This is a genomic window from Bacillus sp. C-3-6, from assembly GCF_054509685.1.
Window position 1 is genome coordinate 2254194 of record NZ_CM137247.1, and the last position, 14668, is coordinate 2268861.

At 34.0% G+C, this 14668-nt stretch carries 16 protein-coding genes; 15 read left to right on the forward strand and 1 reads right to left on the reverse strand.

Translation table 11 applies throughout. From position 1 onward, the window contains the following. Positions 1 to 10: 10 nt before the first annotated feature. The 9 genes from ACW0JX_RS11635 to ACW0JX_RS11675 all read left to right on the forward strand — a co-directional run bounded on the left by ACW0JX_RS11635 (position 11) and on the right by ACW0JX_RS11675 (position 9211). Positions 11 to 1294 (forward strand): PTS sugar transporter subunit IIC, encoded by a 1284-nt coding sequence (locus ACW0JX_RS11635; protein WP_089170977.1) that lies wholly within the window; start codon positions 11 to 13, stop codon positions 1292 to 1294. Between the two features lie 78 nt (positions 1295 to 1372). Continuing rightward, a complete protein-coding gene (locus ACW0JX_RS11640) occupies positions 1373 to 1639 on the forward strand; it encodes a hypothetical protein (protein ID WP_459245682.1) in 267 nt (88 codons plus the stop codon). A gap of 22 nt (positions 1640 to 1661) precedes the next feature. Beyond that, a complete protein-coding gene (anmK, locus tag ACW0JX_RS11645; protein ID WP_089170979.1) occupies positions 1662 to 2816 on the forward strand; it encodes an anhydro-N-acetylmuramic acid kinase AnmK in 1155 nt (384 codons plus the stop codon). A 15-nt stretch (positions 2817 to 2831) separates the two neighbouring features. Beyond that, positions 2832 to 3725: a BadF/BadG/BcrA/BcrD ATPase family protein gene (locus ACW0JX_RS11650; protein ID WP_459245683.1), complete on the forward strand. Its 894-nt coding sequence runs from the start codon at positions 2832 to 2834 to the stop codon at positions 3723 to 3725. Between the two features lie 138 nt (positions 3726 to 3863). Beyond that, the gene (plsY, locus tag ACW0JX_RS11655; RefSeq protein WP_459245684.1) at positions 3864 to 4412 is read left to right on the forward strand and encodes a glycerol-3-phosphate 1-O-acyltransferase PlsY; all 549 of its coding nucleotides are present in this window, start codon (positions 3864 to 3866) and stop codon (positions 4410 to 4412) included. A gap of 70 nt (positions 4413 to 4482) precedes the next feature. After that, positions 4483 to 6066 carry an aminotransferase class V-fold PLP-dependent enzyme gene (locus ACW0JX_RS11660; RefSeq protein WP_226605546.1) on the forward strand — a complete coding sequence of 528 codons (1584 nt, stop codon included), beginning with the start codon at positions 4483 to 4485 and terminating at the stop codon, positions 6064 to 6066. A 74-nt stretch (positions 6067 to 6140) separates the two neighbouring features. Beyond that, positions 6141 to 7142 (forward strand): bifunctional threonine ammonia-lyase/L-serine ammonia-lyase TdcB, encoded by a 1002-nt coding sequence (tdcB, locus tag ACW0JX_RS11665; protein ID WP_144465848.1) that lies wholly within the window; start codon positions 6141 to 6143, stop codon positions 7140 to 7142. A 223-nt stretch (positions 7143 to 7365) separates the two neighbouring features. Next, entirely contained in the window at positions 7366 to 7836 is a 471-nt protein-coding gene (locus ACW0JX_RS11670; RefSeq protein WP_001030896.1) for a MarR family transcriptional regulator, read from the forward strand. Positions 7837 to 7975: 139 nt separating this feature from the next. Then, positions 7976 to 9211 (forward strand): MFS transporter, encoded by a 1236-nt coding sequence (locus ACW0JX_RS11675; RefSeq protein WP_459245685.1) that lies wholly within the window; start codon positions 7976 to 7978, stop codon positions 9209 to 9211. Between the two features lie 152 nt (positions 9212 to 9363). Here the strand turns inward: ACW0JX_RS11675 and ACW0JX_RS11680 are convergent, their stop codons facing one another. Continuing rightward, positions 9364 to 9693, reverse strand: coding sequence for a YkvA family protein (locus tag ACW0JX_RS11680; protein ID WP_000415089.1), 330 nt, complete (start codon positions 9691 to 9693; stop codon positions 9364 to 9366). 247 nt (positions 9694 to 9940) lie between these two features. On the opposite strand from ACW0JX_RS11680, the gene ACW0JX_RS11685 reads away from it, so the two are divergent. The 6 genes from ACW0JX_RS11685 (at position 9941) to ACW0JX_RS11710 (ending at position 14656) form a co-directional block, all read left to right on the forward strand. Next, positions 9941 to 10186 (forward strand): hypothetical protein, encoded by a 246-nt coding sequence (locus ACW0JX_RS11685; RefSeq protein ID WP_459245686.1) that lies wholly within the window; start codon positions 9941 to 9943, stop codon positions 10184 to 10186. A 159-nt stretch (positions 10187 to 10345) separates the two neighbouring features. Continuing rightward, positions 10346 to 10615 carry a hypothetical protein gene (locus tag ACW0JX_RS11690; protein WP_063245736.1) on the forward strand — a complete coding sequence of 90 codons (270 nt, stop codon included), beginning with the start codon at positions 10346 to 10348 and terminating at the stop codon, positions 10613 to 10615. 73 nt (positions 10616 to 10688) lie between these two features. Then, positions 10689 to 12065 (forward strand): DEAD/DEAH box helicase, encoded by a 1377-nt coding sequence (locus ACW0JX_RS11695; protein ID WP_097853249.1) that lies wholly within the window; start codon positions 10689 to 10691, stop codon positions 12063 to 12065. Between the two features lie 301 nt (positions 12066 to 12366). After that, entirely contained in the window at positions 12367 to 13077 is a 711-nt protein-coding gene (locus tag ACW0JX_RS11700) for a class I SAM-dependent methyltransferase (RefSeq protein ID WP_459245687.1), read from the forward strand. Positions 13078 to 13195: 118 nt separating this feature from the next. Further along, the gene (locus ACW0JX_RS11705; RefSeq protein WP_000072495.1) at positions 13196 to 13603 is read left to right on the forward strand and encodes a VOC family protein; all 408 of its coding nucleotides are present in this window, start codon (positions 13196 to 13198) and stop codon (positions 13601 to 13603) included. Positions 13604 to 13873: 270 nt separating this feature from the next. Continuing rightward, a complete protein-coding gene (locus tag ACW0JX_RS11710; protein ID WP_063547282.1) occupies positions 13874 to 14656 on the forward strand; it encodes a class I SAM-dependent methyltransferase in 783 nt (260 codons plus the stop codon). The last annotated feature ends 12 nt before the right edge of the window (positions 14657 to 14668 follow it).

Sequence of the window (14668 nt, forward strand, 5' to 3'; positions counted from 1 at the left end):
GGGAAACGTTATGAATAAGTTTGTCACGTTTCTTGATAAAAACTTATCTGGACCGATGGCAAGGCTTTCTGAGCAGAGACATTTACAAGCAATCCGTGATGGAGTTATTTCGGCGTTACCATTTATTATAGTAGGAAGCTTCTTTTTAATATTAGCATTTCCACCACTGCCGAAAGATAGTTTCATATCAGTTTGGGCATTAAAGAATCAAACAAGTATATTGATACCATATCGTTTAACCATGTTTATTATGTCCTTATATATCGCATTTGGAATAGGATATAATTTAGCGAAAAGTTATAAATTAGATGCTTTATCAGGAGCACAGCTCGCGGTATGTTCACTACTTTTAACATTAACGCCTGAGTTAATTGATAAAAAAGGATTCATGCTTCCGATGACAAATCTCGGAGGTCATGGATTATTTGTGACGATGATTGTTTCTATTTTATCCGTAGAGATTTTAAGATTTTGTAAGAAGAAAAATGTAATGATTAAAATGCCAGAACAAGTACCGCCATCTGTATCGCGTTCATTTGAAGCACTTATACCTGCAGCATTCGTTATTATTATAATGAGTCTAGTAACTGTCGTTTTTAGCATTGATTTACACCATGTTGTTGATAAATTAGCAGCACCATTAGTAAAAGCTGGGGATAGTTACTTCGGTGTAATGATTCCAGTGTTTTTAATTACGTTTTTTTGGTCATTCGGAATCCATGGTGTGTCGGTTGTTGGAACTGTTGCTAGGCCATTATGGGAAGTATACCTAGGGAAAAATGGTGAAGCAGTTGCTAGTGGAGCAGATCAGTTGCCATTTATTTCACCAGAGCCGTTATATCAATGGTTTATATGGATTGGCGGTTCTGGTGCGACGTTAGGGCTTGTATTAGCTATGATTATATTTGGTCGATCGAAATATTCGAAAGCATTATCAAGAACTTGTATTGTTCCAGGTATTTTTAATATTAATGAACCAGTCATATTCGGATTACCGATTGTACTAAATCCAATTTTAATTATCCCATTTATCATTACACCACTTGTAACAGCAACTGTTGCATATTCAGCAACTGCGATGGGATTTGTAACACCAACGCATATTATGCCGCCATGGACATTACCTGCTCCAATTGGTGCATATTTAGCAACAGGTGGAGATTGGCGTGCGATTGTATTAGTTTTTATAAATATAGCAATATCGTTCCTTATTTATTTACCATTCTTTAAAATGTACGACAAAAATATGCTTGAAATTGAAAAGAATGGTGACGGGGAATCTGTTAATCCTTAATCTGCACGCTGTTATTTTGAGTGATAGACTTTTTGTCTATCACTTCTTTCACATTAAAACTAGAAAGGGGGAAATAGAATGAATATAAAATTTAGTTATAAAGGCGTATTTTTATTATTATTTGGAGTGATTTGTGCAAATTTACTTTTTGTCCCTTTATTAGGCATGCTAAATCTATCACAAATGCATAGTATATGGCTCGTTACAAGTATTGCGGCAAGCGTTTTGCTTACGGTAGTTGTTTCTTTCATTGATGGATCGTTTGCATCAAAAGCTCAGTTGTTTTTTAGATTTATATTGTTTTCGATTAGTTGTACGTTCGTTACTTACATGATTGTTTTTTAGTAAATAGGAGGTCATGCACGTTATGTATATTGCAGGGATAATGTCTGGTACTTCATTAGATGGAATAGATGTAGCGCTCGTTCATATAGAAGGAAGTGGTGTAGATTCTAAAATCGAACTCATCCATTTTACTACTGTTCCATTTTGTAATGATATGAAAAATGAGATCCAACAAGCGTTATCAATTGAAACTTCGAATGTCCAACTTATATGTAGTTTAAATTTTAAACTTGGTTTATGCTTCGCCAATGCTGTAAAGGAAGTTTGTAAAGAGGCCAATTTTCCGTTGAGACAATTAGATTTAATAGGCTCTCACGGACAAACGATTTATCATCAGCCAAAGCAAGAAGGGAATATTATTTCTTCAACATTGCAAATTGGGGAACCAGCAGTAATAGCATATGAAACGAACACGACGGTTATCTCGAATTTCCGAACGATGGACATGGCGGCAGGGGGACAAGGTGCACCACTTGTACCATATTCAGAGATTATTTTATATCGGCATCAAACTAAAAATAGACTACTGCAAAATATTGGCGGGATTGGTAATGTTACAGTGGTTCCAAGTAAACGAAGTAATGAGAGTGTTATTGCTTTTGATACTGGACCAGGCAACATGGTAATCGATGAAGTATGTCAAAGATTATTTCATGTACCATATGATCAAAATGGTTGGATCGCAAGTCAAGGGGTGGTTGTAGATGAAATTTTAACATACTGTATGAACCATCCATTTTTGAACGTGAAACCACCAAAATCAACAGGTAGAGAACATTTTGGAGAAGCGTTTGTGACTGAATTATTAAATCGATTTGAAAAGCATAGTAAAGGAAATATATTGGCAACTGTCACGATGTTTACAGCATGTTCAATTGTTCATCATTATAAGGAGTGTATTTTACCGTATTATGACATTGATGAGGTGATTTTAGCTGGTGGTGGAAGTTATAATAATACACTTGTTGAAATGATACGGAATGGATTAAGAGAAGAGAAATGTAGTATATGTATACAAGAGGATATTGGTCATTCTTCAGCAGCGAAAGAAGCGATTGCATTTGCTATTTTAGCAAACGAAACGTATCATCGTAATCCGAGTAATGTGCCGAGCGCAACAGGTGCTAAGAATTCCGTGGTTTTAGGGAATGTAACATTCCCTCCAATATGTAAATGAAAATGAGGCGAACATATGAAGTATATGATTGGAGTAGATGGCGGGGGAACGAAGACAGAGGCAATTGCATTTGATCAAAATGGAAATGAAGTTGTAAGAGGTACGAGCAGATTTGGAAATGTATTAATAGATTTTGATCAGGCGCTTTTGCATATTATGGAAGCAATTAATCAATGCCAGAAGAATTTAATAAATGAGCATTGCGTTTGTATTTGTTTAGGATTAGCTGGTATAAGCGGAGTGAATACAAATGAATTAACATTACGTTTAAAAAAGAAATACGGAACAAAAATTGAAATTTTTAATGATGCAATGATCGCGCATGCAGCTGCTTTAAAAGGTAAGGATGGAATATTAACTATAGGTGGTACAGGTGCAATTTGTATAGGAAAGAAAGGAGAAGTATATCAGTATAGCGGTGGATGGGGACATATTTTAGGAGATGAAGGGAGCGGATATTGGATTGCATTACAAGCTTTAAAGAAAATGACAATTCAATTCGATCAAGGAATCAGCCTTTGTCCATTGAGTTTGAATATTCAAAGGCAGTTTCAACTTTTGACACCGTCTCATATAAAAAGCTTAGTATATACTTCTTCTAAAGATAAAATTGCAGCAATCGCACCATTAGTTATTCAGGAAGCAAGAAGTGGCAATGATGATGCGCATGAAATTATAATGCAAGCTGGAAAGGAATTAGCAAGAATTACGGTAGATGTTTATAACAAGATGCAATTTAAGCGCTCAACTCCAATTGCAGTAAGTGGCAGTATATTGCGTTTAGTTCCTGAAATATTTGCTGTATTTAAGAAATGCTGTGAAGAAAGTATGAAAGAAATTACATTCGTATCACAAGCAGAAATGGCAGTGAAAGGAACATACCATTTAATGAAGGATGTATATTTTTAAAATTAGCGCATGAGAATTTTTGTATGATTTGTAAAAATATGATGTTAAAATGTATAAAGGGACGTATGTTAAAAACGTACAATATACGTAGTAATTGAATATTGTATATGTATTCCCATTTAGAAAGTGAATGATTACATGATTAATAGTATGCAGTTTTTATATTTGGTGGCTTCTTATTTAATTGGAAACATATTGACCGCTTATATAGTAACAAAATTGAGACATAACGTTGATATTAGGGATGAAGGAAGCGGAAATCCTGGCGCAAGAAATATGGGGCGCGTATATGGAAAAGGGTATTTCATCGCTACATTTTTAGGGGATGCGATTAAAGGGGCAATCGTTGTTACTGTTGCAAAATATCTTTTTGAAGATACTACATTCATAATGTTAACATTATTGGCCGTTATTATTGGACATATTTACCCAGTTTTATTTAAAGGTAAGGGCGGTAAAGGTATTTCAACATTAATTGGAGGATTAATCGCATTTGATTATTTGATAGCGCTTACGCTCATAGGGATTTTTATTGTATTTTATTTAATATTCAAAGGATTTACGAAGCCAGGACTAATTACGATTGCTTGTTTACCAATTTGTATGATTCTTTATTCTTATTCTGTTGTTACGACTATTTTAAGTGGAATGATTATTGTACTTATTCTATATGTAAATCGAGAATAAAATAAATGTTTAATAAGTGGGGATAATCTCCACTTATCATTTTTTATTAAATAGATAAAGGAGATAAGGCATGGGGTTAATTTATAAAGTTGCTGATCAAGATTGGGAATTTGAAAGTATACATAAATTAAATTATAAAACTTTTGTAGAAGAGATTCCGCAACATGAAGAAACGAAAGACCGGTTTCGTATAGATCGGTTTCATGAAGAAAATACATATTTAATTTGTTTAGATGAGGATAGATTAGTAGGTATGGTCGCGGTGCGGGGAAAACGACCATTCTCGTTAGATTATAAAATTTCAAATTTAGATGTTTATTTGCAAGAGCATGGAGAAAAAGTGTATGAAATTCGTTTACTTTCAGTAGAACGTGAATATAGGAATGGAAGAGCGTTGTTAGGATTAATCCGTTTTCTACATCGTTATTTGCTTCTAAATGGATATGAATTAGCACTCATTTCTGCAACAACACGTGAACTAGCTTTATATGAGCAAATGGGATTCAAAGTTTTCCATACGTTAGTTGGTACAGAAGAAGCGGCCTTCCAGCCAATGTATGTTACCCCTGCTATGTTTGAAGAATCGAGCGTTGGGGGGATTATGACGAAAGAATATACGTTTTTACCTGGTCCAGTAGATATTGAAGAGAACGTTCGAAAGGCATTTTCTACGCGGCCTATTTCGCATCGCTCTAAGTCATTTCAAGTGATGATGGACAATGTGAAAAAACGGTTACTTTACATGACAAAAGCAAAACATGTACAGCTTATGTTAGGAACAGGGACGTTAGCAAATGATGCGATCGCTTTACAGTTACGTTCTTTAAAAGGGAAAGGACTAGTATTAACAAATGGGGAATTTGGTAATAGATTAGTTGGACATGCAAAACGAGCACAGTTACATTTTGATACTTATAAAAAGGAAATGGGAGATCCATTTATTTATACCGAATTAGAAGAAATCATGACAACTGGAAATTATGAATGGCTTTGGTTTGTTCATCATGAAACATCTACTGGAATGTTAAACGATTTAAACGAGCTAAACACTCTTTGTAACGAGAATCAAATAAAACTATGTGTAGATTGCATAAGCTCAATTGGAGCAATACCATTAGACTTAAAGGATGTGTATTTTGCAAGTGGTGTTAGCGGTAAAGCGATTAAATCATATACAGGAATTTCTTTCGTTTTTCATAACCACATTGTAAAAATAAACGAGGCTGTGCCAGCCTATATGGACATTGGTATGTATGAAGAAAATGAAAGCATTCCATACTCACAATCATGGAATTTAATTTATGCATTGCAAGAAGCGTTGAAGAGATTTGAAGATGAAAAGGTATTTGTAAAAATTAAAGAGACATACGAGTATATTGAAGAAGTTATTACTGATATGGGGTTAAAGCTTGTTTCACCTAAAGAACATGCCGCGAAAATTATATTTACAATTCAATTAAGCGAAGGTCAGTCTTCTAAAACGGTAGGTGATGCGTTAGCTTTACAAGGATATATTGTCCATTATGAATCAGCGTATTTACAAAAGAATAACTGGATCCAAATTGCATGCCTGAATCATTATAAAGAACGTGATATGAAGAGGATGTTAAATTGTTTGCAAATGTGTTTATTTCAGAGTGGGGTACATATATAAAGACTTTTTCTTTTCGTATAAAGGAGCTACGACTTACGAAAACTTAGGAATAGAACATTGGAAGAGGTGTAAGTATGATAACTAGAAAACTACCATTACATATAGACGATATTAAAAAAGCTCACAAGATTCTAGATAGAAATGCTCGTAAAACGCCATTAGTAAAATCTTTTTACTTGACTAGTAAAACGGGCGGAGAAATTCATTTGAAATTAGAAAATATGCAATTAACGGGTTCTTTTAAATTCCGTGGCGCATTTAATAAAATGTCGCGGCTCACGGATCAAGAAAAAGAAAAAGGTGTAATTGCATGTTCAGCAGGTAATCATGCACAAGGAGTTGCATTATCTGCTCATTTACTCGGTGTTAAGAGTAAAATTGTTATGCCAATTTCTGCACCGCAGGCGAAAGTTGAAGCAACTAGAGGATATGGATCTGAAGTGATTTTACATGGTGAAACCTTTGATGATGCAAAGGCAAAATGTGAAGAAATTATAAGGGAAACAGGTGAGACATACTTACATCCATATGATGATGTAGAGGTAATGGCTGGTCAAGGTACAATTGGATTAGATATTCTTGATGATATGTGGGATGTAGATACTGTTATTGTACCAATAGGTGGAGGCGGAATTATTTCTGGTATTTCTGTAGCATTAAAATCTTTTAATCCATCGATTAATATAATTGGTGTCCAAGCAGATAATGTTCATGGAATGAAGGCATCTTACGATAAAGGAGCAATCGTAGAACATTATGAGGCACCTACTATTGCAGATGGTTGCGCAGTTAAAATACCAGGGGAATTAACATTTGAAATTGTAAAAGAATTAGTAGATGATATTGTAACTGTATCAGAAAAAGAACTAGAAGTAGCGATGAAAGATTTATTACAACGTGGGAAAGCTGTTGTAGAAGGTGCAGGTGCATTAGCAACTGCTGCACTTCTTGCAGGAAAAGTTGATAGTTATATAAAAGGGAAAAAAGTAGTAGCTGTTATATCCGGTGGGAACGTGGACTTACAGCGCATATCAAGTGTATGTGAGCACTTTTTTGTCGCTAATGAAGTGAAATAGTTTTATAAAAGAAGAGCTAAGAGAAATGATCTTAGCTCTTACTTTTTGTCTACCGTTTACTGTAAGTAGCAATAAATTTGCTGTTTAATGAATTGTTTTATTTAAGCGCCAATTTTTACACATATCTTGAACGTTACAATAATTATTTCAATATTGTCGAAACATAAGCAGAAATTTAATATAATAGTTTTAATGTGCTAAAGAGCGGTGAGGAGGGCAGGTCATGAATAAAGAAGAACAGGTCATGAACGGTTTCAGGGAATTATATAATAAGCTGGTTTGGCTTAATAAAGATAAGATGGAAGAAGGTCTTAAAGGTTTTAAGTCTTCTGAAGTCCACTGCATTGAATATATTGAAAACAATGCAGATTCTAACGTGACACAACTCGCAGAGGCTTTTTATGTGACTCGCGGTGCTATAAGTAGAATGACTAAGAAGCTCATACAAAAAGGCCTTATTGAAAGCTACCAAAAGTCAGAAAATAAGAAAGAAATTTATTTTAGGCTTACGGAAGAAGGGAAAGAAATTTATAAAATCCATGAAGATCTGCACAAAGAGTTTCAAGAGCGGGATAAAGCTGTATTTGAGCAAGTAACTGAAGAAGAATTCGACAGTATAATTCGTTTCGTGGAAAAGTATAGTAGACATTTGGATGCAGAAATAAAGAAACAAGGTGTACATATTAAATCGTAATACATTTTAATAATGAAATGGCAGCCTTACTCTAATGAGAATAGGCTGCTTTTTTATCATGTTTTTTGTTGACTAATCAACAAAACGGAGTTATCATTTTGTTGAAGCAGCAACAAAATGTTTTAAGGAGAGAAGTTAAATGTCTATATTTAGATCACAAAATGAAAGGAAAACTGAAAAAAACATAGATAAACATGTTTTACTATTCGGACTTATTTCTGTATTTCTTTGTGGTATAGGTTTCAGTATCATCATGCCTGTAGTGCCATTCTTAGTACAGCCATATATAAGTAATCCGGAAGAACAAGCATTAGTTGTTACACTACTAACTTCCGTATATGCGGCTTGCGTGTTTTTAGCTGCCCCAGTACTCGGGGCTTTAAGCGATAAGTATGGCCGTCGTCCATTACTTTTAATATGCTTATTTGGTTCTGCAATTGGGTACTTAGTTTTTGGAATAGGAGGAGCTTTATGGGTACTATTTGCTGGACGCATAATAGAAGGAATAACAGGCGGGAGCATAAGTACTATCTTCGCATATTTTGCAGACATCATTCCAAAAGAGCAGAGAACGAAATATTTTGGATGGGTGAGTGCAGTTGTAGGTGCGGGAACTATCATTGGCCCAACCATTGGGGGGATACTTGCCAAGTTTGGTGATACTGTACCTATATATTTTGGTGCAATCATAACGTTAATAAATGTTGTATATGGGATCAAATATATGCCTGAGAGCCTTGAAAAAAATAATAGGTTGAAAGAGATTACTTTTGTAAGGTTAAATCCTTTTGTACAGCTAGCAAACATACTTTCCATGAAAAATTTAAAGTGGTTACTTGTCTCAGCGTTTTTACTTTGGATACCTAACGGATCTTTACAAGCAATTTTCACGCAATTTACAATGGATACTTTCAGTTGGAAACCTGCATTAATCGGACTTATGTTTTCAATTTTGGGCTTTCAAGACATTGTTTCACAAAGTTTTATCATGCCAAAGCTTTTGATCAAGCTTAGTGATAAACAAATAGCAATTCTTGGGATGGTTTCGGAGATTATAGGATACAGTTTTATTGCGGCATCAGCTTTGTTTTCACTCTATCCACTACTTATCGTTGGGATGCTGATGTATGGTTTTGGGGATTCAATTTTCGGACCTTCATTCAACGGGATGCTTTCAAAGTCTGTTAGTTCTAGTGAACAAGGAAGGATTCAAGGTGGAAGCCAATCTATTCAAGCTTTAGCAAGAATGATTGGTCCTATTATTGGAGGGCAAATCTATGTATTGCTTGGTCATGCTGCACCTGCTTTTATGGGTGTGATCCTTATAGTCGCGGCAATAGCAGTTTTGTATAAGGGGACACATGCAACTGTATAACAGATAGAAATAAGAACAAATAAAAGGGTGCCAGAACTTAGGAATAAGTGCTGACACCCTATTTGTTTACGGTTTGAGGACTAAGAGAAATTCTTTTACTGTTTAGGAATTTATTCTGCAATGCTCTCATGGTAAATGACTAGATAGTTTAATTATGCTTGTGCTGAAGTAAATAATGACTCCATCTTTACTTTGCTCTTCTCTCGAATTTCAGCATCTGCATGGCGCATCACATATTTATGCGCTACAGCGATTGCTAAAACATCATCTAATAAGCCGATACCAATAATAGCAGCTATATCTGGAATGAAATCAATTGTTAATACGTAATAAGATAAAGCGGCTAATATTATGAATTTCGCTTTAGTAGGTAATTCTTTCTTTTTCATTGTGTAGAATAAAATAATACTTTCATATACGCTGGATTTACCGAGGTTTACAGAGCTTTTTTTGAACTTTTTCCAAAGTGTCTGTTTCTCCATATAAACACTCCTTTTACAAAAACATAGATTTTTTAAAAGGATGGACAAAGAAGTGAGAGATTAATCAATTTTATTGTTTTTCTTAATTATATATTTCCATAAAAATAGGGGAATACCTGTTCAAAATAATATAATTTGGATTATGCAACGATTCACAGTGTTCCGTTACATAGTATATATATTGTAAGATGTATGTGGGTGATTTAGTTATTATTATGCATTTTATAAGCGGTATGGGGGAAGGAAAATGAAAATAATAGAACTACCAATTGAATTCGAATTTAATGGGCAAAAACAATGTATTTATCCAAGTTTAATTATAGTACATAATGAATTAACGTTAGTCGATACAGGATATCTAAGTTTTTTACCTTTAATTGGAAATCCGAATTTTTGTTTGGATATAGAAAAAGCGAAACAGTCTTTAAATAGGATTAAAAGTTTTAAAGCAGCACAGTATTATTGCTATCATGGAGGAAAGCTTACTGTATAAATTAATGAAAACCGGTCTTTCCTAAATCGAAAAGATCGGTTTTTTAGTTCATATATTTTGCGATTTCAACCAAATCAGTAACATTATATTTCGGTAAAATTGAAATATATATGTAAAGAAGAATATATATAATTTGAGCAAGGGTATAGGGGGGAGAAGATGGGTTCGTTATTTGATGTAATAGCAGATATCATTTTATTTTATCCTCGAAATGACATGAAATTGAAACACCATATCGCAAAATTAAGTGAATTAGAGTGGTTTCGAAATCTACATGAAGATCCGAAGTATACAAGTTTAATTTGGAGTAATAGAAAAATTAAGAAGTTCATTTTGTCTTCTACTAACATGGAAGCATTAATAAAATCTGAGAAAAAGCAAAAAGATTTTGTTCATCTAGTACAGGATGAATATAAAAAAAGAAGATAAGAATTTTTTTATTTTTCATATTTGGCGAAACAAATGGTACAATGAAAGCTAATGTGAAAAATAAGGAAAAGAAGTGGTCTATTTGAAAAACTTTTTAGAATTAGGAATTAGTGAAACTTTTAATCATACATTACGTGAAAATGGAATTACAGAAGCAACACCAATTCAAGAGAAGGCAATTCCTGTTATTATGTCAGGTAAAGATATTATTGGACAGGCGAAAACAGGAACGGGTAAAACGTTAGCATTCGTGTTACCGATTTTAGAAAAAATCGATCCAGAGTCTAGTGATGTTCAGGCCTTAATTGTTGCACCAACAAGGGAACTAGCTCTGCAAATTACAACTGAAATTAAAAAAATGCTTGTTCAAAGAGAAGATATTAATGTACTAGCGATTTATGGTGGGCAAGATGTAGCACAACAATTGAGAAAATTAAAAGGTAATACACATATTGTTGTTGCAACACCAGGACGATTATTAGATCATATACGACGTGAAACAATTGATTTAAGTAATCTTTCAACGATTGTACTAGATGAAGCGGATCAAATGCTTTATTTTGGTTTCTTATATGATATTGAAGATATTTTAGATGAGACACCAGGTAGTAAACAAACGATGTTATTCTCAGCAACGATGCCAAAAGATATTAAAAAATTGGCGAAGCGTTATATGGATGAACCGCAAATGATTCAAGTACAAAGTGAAGAAGTAACGGTTGATACAATTGAGCAGCGTGTCATTGAGACGACAGATCGTGCAAAGCCAGATGCACTTCGTTTTGTTATGGATCGTGATCAGCCATTTTTAGCTGTTATTTTCTGTCGTACAAAGGTTAGAGCAAGTAAGCTTTATGATAATTTAAAAGGACTAGGTTATAATTGTGCTGAACTTCATGGTGATATACCTCAAGCGAAACGTGAAAGAGTTATGAAGAGTTTCCGCGAAGCTAAAATTCAGTACTTAATCGCAACGGATGTAGCAGCTCGTGGACTTGATGTAGATGGTGTAACGCACGTATTTAATTTTGATATCCCTGAAGATGTAGAAAGTTACATTCACCGCATTGGCCGAACAGGACGTGCAGGTGGATCAGGTCTTGCAATTACGTTCGTTGCAGCGAAAGATGAAAAACATTTAGAAGAAATTGAAAAAACGCTTGGTGCACCAATACAAAGAGAAATAATCGAACAACCGAAGATAAAACGTGTAGATGAAAATGGAAAACCGGTACCAAAGCCGGCTCCGAAGAAATCAGGTCAAAATCGTCAAAGAGATAGCCGCGAAGGTTCAAGAAGTGAATCAAGACGTGATTCGAGAAATAGCTCGAGAAGTGATTCAAGAAATAGTTCGAGAAATAGTTCTAGAAATGAAAATAACCGATCATTTAATAAGCCAAGTAATAAAAAAGGTAGTACAAAGCAAGGTCAGCAAAGACGTGGTCGTTAAAGTATGAAGTGGTAATTGGGATGAAGAGTTATATCGTTTGTTAATAGAGAAATCGATATATATAATAAAAAATCCTGATACAATTATTAATGCAGAAGGAGTCACAAAATTTGTGGCTCTTTTTGTATTTTAAGATTAGGTTGGTATGCATTTGCACCATAAGAGTAAAGTTTGTAATTTCATTTACCGTATTTAAAGTAATTAAAAAATAAAGAAAAAATAAAATGTGGAGCTTTAATTTGTACGAATGTTCGGATAGTTATATAATGATTTTCTGACTATTGAAATATGGAGGGTACAAATGAAAAGTGAAACGTTACACACACAAGAAGATATTTTAAAAATGCTTGATTCATTATTAAGACCTGCTGAACCCTTTTGGAATGAGTTTTATGAGAATAGAGAAAAGGATGTTCCGTTTTTTGAAAATGTTCCAGATGAGAATCTAGTTTCTTATATACAAAAAGAGAGAGTTTTAAAAGGGAAAGTATTAGAACTTGGATGTGGTCCAGGTAGAAATGCCATTTATTTAGCGACTCAAGGATTTGATGTAACAGCAGTGGATTTATCTGTAGAAGGCATTAATTGGGCTAAAGAAAGGGCATTGGCAAAAGAGGTAGAAATTCATTTTATTTGTGATTCGATTTTTAATTTAGAGGTTCAAAACGAATTTGATTTTGTATACGATTCGGGTTGTTTGCATCACATTCCACCGCATAGAAGAATAAATTATGTGGATTTAATTAAAAACTCATTAAAATCGGGTGGTTATTTCGGATTAACATGTTTTGCCGCAGGCGATTTAGATGAGCGAAATGGATCAGAAATAACAGATTGGGACGTATATAGAGAATGGAGTCTACAAGGTGGTCTTGCATACTCGGAAGAAAAGTTAAGAGAGATATTTAAAGAATTTGAGGTAATTGAGATTAGAAGGATGAAACAAATAAAACAACCGAAAGAAATGTTTGGAGAATCATTTCTTTGGACAGCATTATTTAAGAAGAAATAAGAAAGTAGATAATTGACAAACTCATCGTTTTTATAGACAATACACTTATAGGAATGTACGTTCGGTTTTTTGGCCGACTTATGTTTTACATAAATATATAACAAGGGGCTGTCTCCATATGAGTAACACAAATCAAAAAATTACTACGTTTTTAATGTTTGAAGGCAAAGCTGAAGAAGCAATGAATTTTTATACGTCGCTATTTGATCAATCGGAAATTGTAAGTATTTCTCGCTACGATGAAAATGGACCTGGTAAAGAGGGAACTGTAATTCATGCAACTTTTACGCTAAATGGCCAAGAGTTTATGTGTATTGATAGTTATGTAAATCATAATTTTACATTCACTCCAGCTATGTCTCTTTATGTAACTTGTGAGACAGAAGAAGAAATTGAAACGGTCTTTCATAAACTAGCGCAGGATGGAGCAATTCTCATGCCTTTAGGTTCTTATCCGTTTAGTAAAAAGTTTGGCTGGTTAAATGATAAGTATGGTGTATCTTGGCAGTTAACTCTTGCTGAATAAAAAAGAAAAAGCATAGCTTATTTGTTTAATGGATTTAGTTAAAAGCTTGAAAAACTAAATAACATAAAAAAGCGTTCCAACTGTCAACAGATTTGGAATGCTTTTTTTGTGTCTTTTTAGAATTTTTAGTAATTATTAGTGTTTATCTGTTAATATAAATATAGACAACTATGTATGAACTATCAGGCGGGTTAATAGAAAAAGGAAAGCATAAATAGTTAATAAGTTTACACTTAAAATCTAACTAGATCGTTAGGAGGACTAATCGCAATGGATATTACACAACAAAACAGTAATGCATGGGATAAGAAGGTTGAAGAAGGTTCTAGATACACGCAGCCTGTAAGTAGCGAGGTTATTGAGAAAAGCAAATCAGGTGAATGGGAGATTACAGTCACTACGGAAAAATCAGTTCCTAGAGAGTGGTTTCCAAAGTCATTAGATGGATTAAAGATACTTTGCTTAGCATCAGGTGGCGGACAACAAGCACCAGTTCTAGCTGCTGCTGGAGCAGATGTAACAGTTACTGATATATCTAAGAAGCAATTGGAACAAGATGAAAAGGTAGCAAAACGGGATGGTTTGACTTTAAAAACCGTACAAGGAGATATGTCAGACCTTGGTGATTTTGAGGATGAATATTTTGATATTGTTATAAATCCTGTTTCTAATTTGTTTGTAAAAGATGTTCATCTTGTATGGAATGAAGTTTCTAGGGTTTTAAAGAATAAAGGTATTCTTATTGCTGGATTTACAAATCCGTTACTATGGATCTTTGATGATAACCAAGAACAAAAAGGTATTCTTGATGTTAAACATTCAATTCCTTCATCAACATTGGATTATTTACCAGAGGATGAAGTTCAAGATTACATCGATTCAAATCAAACAATAGAATATGCGCATACTTTAGAAGACCAAATTCAAGGCCAAATTGAAGCTGGTTTTGCTATAACAGGTTTTTATGAGGATGATTTTGGTGGGACAAGGATATTAGATAAGCATATTAAAACATTTATTGCGACAAAAGCTATAAAGTTAAAGATGGATTAAGAATTTTTGCTT

What these genes read in the sequence shown, in the direction of transcription:
- ACW0JX_RS11635 (WP_089170977.1), top strand. Translation starts at nt 11, where the DNA reads ATGAATAAGTTTGTCACGTTTCTTGATAAAAACTTATCTGGACCGATG.
- ACW0JX_RS11640 (WP_459245682.1), top strand. Translation starts at nt 1,373, where the DNA reads ATGAATATAAAATTTAGTTATAAAGGCGTATTTTTATTATTATTTGGA.
- anmK (WP_089170979.1), top strand. Translation starts at nt 1,662, where the DNA reads ATGTATATTGCAGGGATAATGTCTGGTACTTCATTAGATGGAATAGAT.
- ACW0JX_RS11650 (WP_459245683.1), top strand. Translation starts at nt 2,832, where the DNA reads ATGAAGTATATGATTGGAGTAGATGGCGGGGGAACGAAGACAGAGGCA.
- plsY (WP_459245684.1), top strand. Translation starts at nt 3,864, where the DNA reads ATGATTAATAGTATGCAGTTTTTATATTTGGTGGCTTCTTATTTAATT.
- ACW0JX_RS11660 (WP_226605546.1), top strand. Translation starts at nt 4,483, where the DNA reads ATGGGGTTAATTTATAAAGTTGCTGATCAAGATTGGGAATTTGAAAGT.
- tdcB (WP_144465848.1), top strand. Translation starts at nt 6,141, where the DNA reads ATGATAACTAGAAAACTACCATTACATATAGACGATATTAAAAAAGCT.
- ACW0JX_RS11670 (WP_001030896.1), top strand. Translation starts at nt 7,366, where the DNA reads ATGAATAAAGAAGAACAGGTCATGAACGGTTTCAGGGAATTATATAAT.
- ACW0JX_RS11675 (WP_459245685.1), top strand. Translation starts at nt 7,976, where the DNA reads ATGTCTATATTTAGATCACAAAATGAAAGGAAAACTGAAAAAAACATA.
- ACW0JX_RS11680 (WP_000415089.1), bottom strand. Translation starts at nt 9,693, where the DNA reads ATGGAGAAACAGACACTTTGGAAAAAGTTCAAAAAAAGCTCTGTAAAC.
- ACW0JX_RS11685 (WP_459245686.1), top strand. Translation starts at nt 9,941, where the DNA reads ATGAAAATAATAGAACTACCAATTGAATTCGAATTTAATGGGCAAAAA.
- ACW0JX_RS11690 (WP_063245736.1), top strand. Translation starts at nt 10,346, where the DNA reads ATGGGTTCGTTATTTGATGTAATAGCAGATATCATTTTATTTTATCCT.
- ACW0JX_RS11700 (WP_459245687.1), top strand. Translation starts at nt 12,367, where the DNA reads ATGAAAAGTGAAACGTTACACACACAAGAAGATATTTTAAAAATGCTT.
- ACW0JX_RS11705 (WP_000072495.1), top strand. Translation starts at nt 13,196, where the DNA reads ATGAGTAACACAAATCAAAAAATTACTACGTTTTTAATGTTTGAAGGC.
- ACW0JX_RS11710 (WP_063547282.1), top strand. Translation starts at nt 13,874, where the DNA reads ATGGATATTACACAACAAAACAGTAATGCATGGGATAAGAAGGTTGAA.